Raw genomic sequence first — 4,364 nt, 5'->3', positions numbered from 1 at the left:
GCGCATACATTGCGCCTTTCTTTTTACTGATAAAAACCTGCCGATTAGATGTCTAATCTGTATACAAGTTTAAAAGTACAAATCAAAGTAAACTTACTGGGAAAACTCTGACACATCCTTGGATTTGCAGAACGCTCGACGTGCTTTAACAAACAAGAAACTAAGCACCCCAATCACGAGAGTAATTATTGGGGCCGCCATTAATAGCATTGTGATCGTTCTGCTCATATTCTCTGGTAACAAGGGAAGCAATAAACCAAAACCGCATAATATCAGCGTCCATAAAATCGCACTCAGCCACGCAAAGTAATGGAATTTACTAATACCTTTCACTCGCAACCCCATCATTAATGGCAATAGGGAACGAACTACCGGAATAAACCGCGCACAAAAAAGCGCGATCAATCCATGTTTACTGAGTAATACGTCGACCTGTTCCAAACGCTTTTGAGGAACCGCGCTCACCCAGCCTTGGACCTTAGGTAAGCGATTTAGCCACTTACCTTGTAAGTAAGCCGCCCAACTTCCCAATCCCGCACTAACAGCTATCACCAACATAATCATAATTGGATCAAGGACGCCAACCGCCGCCAGCGTACCGGATAATACAACGACACTGTCGCATGGGAATGGCGCAGCAGGAATAAAACCACTTTCCAAAAAGATAAGCGCAGCAACAACAAAATAAACCAATCCTGCACCGCCTGGCGCCATTAACGCCGTGAAATCTTGATGCCAAAAGGCACTCAAGACCTGAATTATCGAATCAAACATAAACCGCTCCTAAGCATAACTAACCAAAAATTGTAAAAACATGGAATGTGTTAGCGAGCATGTATAAAACGGTATATGAGATTCGATTCTTTCCTCGCACCGATTCTGTATTTAGAATGAGTAAAAATACTTTCAACACAACGACCTAAAGCCTCATTGCCGATGCGTTTTAGCAGCCCCATCGAGTGAATTGCCGAACGATGTGTCCACCAAACTACAGCAAGCGTTTCAAACCATTCGAGTTCTACATCGTCGTTCGAGCTCGTTTCCTTAGAATGGCTAACCCTCAATATATTCCGGCTGTTTAAACTCGGATAGTCTTGTTGTATTGGAGAGACAGGGTGTTCTGAAAAGTGCTTCGACTTAGCGTCAACAGCAATATTCTGGTTATGAAAGGAAAGAAAATTTGGGTATGAGTGCGCCAGACTCATGCTCGGAGCCAACAAGCAGAAAAGTAGTCCGAGTAAAGCAATCAGAGTCGTACGCACAAAGGTAACCAAAACCAAAATAGTAAGTTCTTTTAACTCTGTGCGTAACGATTGGCAATTAGTATTCTTAATCGTTAAGAATACTAATTATTTTTCACCGTAAGGGTAGTTTTCAAACATTTTCGCAATTTCTTCTTCAATCAGAGACTCTCTTTTCTCAGAGCTCATAGACTCAGATAGTTTCCTGCTTGAAACACCTTTCCACACAACCTGATTAGCCTTTGCATCAACAAGTTCTACCACCAGTTTGCCATACTTACGTTCTTTGTATCGTTCCGGGCTTGAAGTGATCACGCCAAAGCTATTCCAACCATAACCGAAACTCACCGAAGACCCAGAAGAGACAAGCTCGGACTCTTCGACGATATCATGATGAACGTAAAGGTCCCCACCACTATTCACTTTAATTAAGCCCTTGTCTTCAAGCTGTTCAGCCAATCCTTGTTCAATACGTCGACCATCAATACTCGTAGGGGCTTCTGCTTGGGCACCGAAATCAAACGTTCTGTAAGCTGAAAAATCGGCTTGCTTATCGACATCCGTCGTTACGGTTGTACAAGCAGATACGAGCATCATCACCGCCCCTAATATCAAACCTTTCCACATGTTAAATCTCCTTTGGTTAAGCTGACTGTTTCAGCGGAATTACGCTAGTGCTATACATACGCTTCAGCAGTAAAAAGTAATCATTTCAATATCTAGTCTTGACCATGAAACCTGACTGTTCAATAAACGCGATTAACCTTTACACTGACAATCTTGAATATCATCAATGCCTAAACGCTAGTAGACAGTGTGTTTGCCCCTAATTAGCAGCCATCGATTTTAGAAGCGGAATCGCTGACCCTCCTGAAAAACAGAGACAATGGACACTTTAACACCAAGACGCTACTTTTTTAGGCATCTGACAAACAATTGATGAGAAAAGACTTTTCTTTTTCGTTCAGTGTGGCATATTAACTGAGTCCTATCGATGCGCGGGCATCGTATAATGGCTATTACCTCAGCCTTCCAAGCTGATGATGCGGGTTCGATTCCCGCTGCCCGCTCCAATCTCTTTTATCTCAATCTACTCAAAAGAATCCGATGGCGGAGCAAATAGACAGCGCCAACGTTGTTTCCACGTTAAATTTGGTCGTGTTACGTCATAAAACATGTCTTTCCATTCTGCAAACGTCACACGAATGGGATTAAAACTGTTTACAGGTTTAGAAATTCCATACCTAACGGTTTCCACTTCTGGTTCAAACGTTCCAAACATCCGATCCCAGATGATCAACACTCCCGCGTAATTTTTGTCGATGTACTGGCGGTTTATACCATGATGAACACGATGATGAGATGGCGTGTTAAATACCCACTCTAGCGGTCCAAGCGAGCGAATTGATTGAGTATGAACAAAAAACTGTAAGCCCAGATTAAACAGCACAACGAAGACGACCCACTTGGGATCAAAGCCAATAATCACCAAAGGCAACCAGAAAATCCACATTCCCGCTAACGGATACATCAAGCTTTGACGAAACGCGGTGCTGAAATTCATTCTCTCCGAGCTGTGATGGACCACGTGCGCAGCCCACATCCAACGAATACGGTGACTAGCCCGATGAAACCAGTAATAGAAAAAGTCTTGCAGAACGACAAGTAACAAAAACGCTGAAACGCTCATTTCGATATCAAACAATCGCCAATCAAACCACCACAAATATAACTGAGCAATCAGCAAACCTGTGAGTATGTCTGTCGCTTGGTGTAGGCCCGCAAGCACAAAATTACATACAACTTCCGGAATATAATACATCGCGCTTTCAGGCAAACGTCCCCTTCGTTGTCCAAACCAGTACTCTGCAACCATACATAAAAAGAAAACAGGCGCCAAAATCATCAGAAGTAATTCAGGGCGTTCCATCAACTGTGTCCAATCCATTGTGTTTCTACCATTTTGCATAGTGGTCTTCAGTAAGACCTATGACTTCTTCTAACTGATGTTTGATACCATTCCCATCAACGATGTAGCCAGAGAAATAGCCGATATATTGACGAAAATTGCTTTTGAGAAACCAAAAGTTCTTCTTTTCTGAACGTCGATTTAAAGGCGTGAATACTAGGTCAATCCGTTTATCTTCCGACGTTATATGCCATCTTTGTCCTTCATCATTTCGTGAAAATTGAAACTGAACAGACTGTAAAAAATGCCGTTCACCATTAATCCAGAATACATTTTCACAGCAGCCCGTTTCATTGACGCCTGCAGCTAAGTTCAGCCCCAATCGTCTGCCGCTTTCAAAGCAATTAATACTCGCCCAGCGCCAGCTTGTCTCCCGTCGCATGTACCCAGCGGAAAAGTCGTAACCAGCAGCTACTTCTGAGAGATCTTGTTCCTTTCCTAATATGAATAAGTTGCCATCTACCGTTAACGCATTTTGCTTCTGCGTATAAGTCCAACCCGCATAACCGGTTGGTGTACACAACATTAATGGCAAACTCATACTTTCTGGACGTAAGTAGAGATCAGCATTGACAGATTTCGTCACAAAGTGGACGTGCCAAATACCATTCTGAATAGAAAACTGAATACTTTTGTCAGCAAGATGGGCATGACTAGACCAACTGGAAGGCTGAGTTTGATAATCAATATTAAAAGGCTTTAACCACTGCTGCTCCACTAACTCATTATTTTGAATGTCAAACAGATAGCAAAAACCAGATGCTAAATACCTAATATCCGCAATCGCAACCCCAATCACGTAGTTAGGTGTGACCAAATTAACGAACTGAAACTGCTTATAATCACAGTAACGGCGCCACTTAGACGCTGGCTTATCCATCTCATCAAGGTAGGTAAACTTATCTAACTGTAAAGATGTGGGAATCCCATCAAGATGGCCAAACACTGGTAGACCGTCTTGCTGCATAAACGAGTCCAGAGTCTTAAGCTCATGCATATTTTTATCTTTTTCGAGTCAACACGCTCAGATGTTAACACTACGTTAACAAAAACAATTTGCGTGACAGCACAACAATATCGACTAATTTGGCTTCGGCTCGCTATATGTGAAACCGATCACTCAACTATCCACTCATGTCCCTCACTTAATCTTC

General features: G+C 42.5%; 4 protein-coding genes and 1 tRNA gene. 1 reads left to right on the top strand and 4 read right to left on the bottom strand.

Features of this window, described 5'->3' with window-relative positions; genetic code table 11:
• Window positions 1-93: 93 nt before the first annotated feature.
• Window positions 94-774, bottom strand: a complete 681-nt coding sequence (locus CAG69_RS02485; RefSeq protein WP_161442573.1) for a DedA family protein — start codon at window positions 772-774, stop codon at window positions 94-96.
• Window positions 775-1,349: 575 nt separating this feature from the next.
• Window positions 1,350-1,868 carry a DUF4136 domain-containing protein gene (locus tag CAG69_RS02480; RefSeq protein WP_005397138.1) on the bottom strand — a complete coding sequence of 173 codons (519 nt, stop codon included), beginning with the start codon at window positions 1,866-1,868 and terminating at the stop codon, window positions 1,350-1,352.
• 371 nt (window positions 1,869-2,239) lie between these two features.
• Between CAG69_RS02480 and CAG69_RS02475 the strand changes: the two genes are divergently transcribed.
• A tRNA-Gly gene (locus CAG69_RS02475) sits at window positions 2,240-2,314 on the top strand.
• Window positions 2,315-2,331: 17 nt separating this feature from the next.
• Here CAG69_RS02475 and CAG69_RS02470 read toward each other — a convergent pair.
• The gene (locus tag CAG69_RS02470; RefSeq protein WP_085344412.1) at window positions 2,332-3,189 is read right to left on the bottom strand and encodes a sterol desaturase family protein; all 858 of its coding nucleotides are present in this window, start codon (window positions 3,187-3,189) and stop codon (window positions 2,332-2,334) included.
• A gap of 7 nt (window positions 3,190-3,196) precedes the next feature.
• A complete protein-coding gene (locus CAG69_RS02465; RefSeq protein WP_161442571.1) occupies window positions 3,197-4,207 on the bottom strand; it encodes a DUF2804 domain-containing protein in 1,011 nt (336 codons plus the stop codon).
• Between the last annotated feature and the right edge of the window lie 157 nt (window positions 4,208-4,364).

The organism is Vibrio sp. V43_P6S15P86 (assembly GCF_009904725.1).
Classification (GTDB): domain Bacteria; phylum Pseudomonadota; class Gammaproteobacteria; order Enterobacterales; family Vibrionaceae; genus Vibrio; species Vibrio diabolicus.
The sequence above is the reverse complement of the archived record's forward strand: the minus strand, read 5'-3'. Positions and strand labels throughout refer to the sequence as shown.